Raw genomic sequence first — 517 nt, forward strand, 5'->3', positions numbered from 1 at the left:
CTCGGCATCCAGAACCCGGTCATGATCCGGGCGATCATCGAGAATGCGAAGGTGCCGGTGCTGGTGGATGCCGGCGTCGGGACCGCCAGCGACGCGGCCATCGCCATGGAACTCGGCTGCGACGCGGTGCTGATGAACAGCGCCATCGCGCATGCCCGGGACCCGGTGCGGATGGCGCGGGCGATGCAGGCGGCGGTGGAGGCCGGGCGCCTGGCCTATCTGGCGGGGCGCATGCCGCGGCAATACGCCGCCGACCCGTCCAGCCCGCTGCATCGCGGCGTCATCGGCAAGAACTAGGACGCGGGAACCCGGGCGCAGTCATCAGGGCGCGCGGCATGACGGCGCGCTGCGGCCCACGCCCGAAGTCCGGCTTGCGGGGTGCGAGGCAGGCGCGAACCGCTCCAGGGCGCCGCGGTTGCCGGGTGGATCCGGGGCCGCCGGCCGCCCGGCGTGACTGCGCGCGGCGTCACTGGGCCCGGATTCACTGGCCAACGGGCGCCGGCTGCCGCGGCTGCTG

Annotated in this window: 1 pseudogene; it reads left to right on the top strand. The window is 74.5% G+C overall.

Going from position 1 to position 517, the window contains the following annotated elements:
• Positions 1–297, top strand: a pseudogene (gene thiG, locus FP421_RS10200) (thiazole synthase); the annotation flags it as partial.
• Positions 298–517: the final 220 nt, after the last annotated feature.

The organism is Polaribacter septentrionalilitoris (genome assembly GCF_009832745.1).
GTDB lineage: Bacteria > Bacteroidota > Bacteroidia > Flavobacteriales > Flavobacteriaceae > Polaribacter > Polaribacter septentrionalilitoris.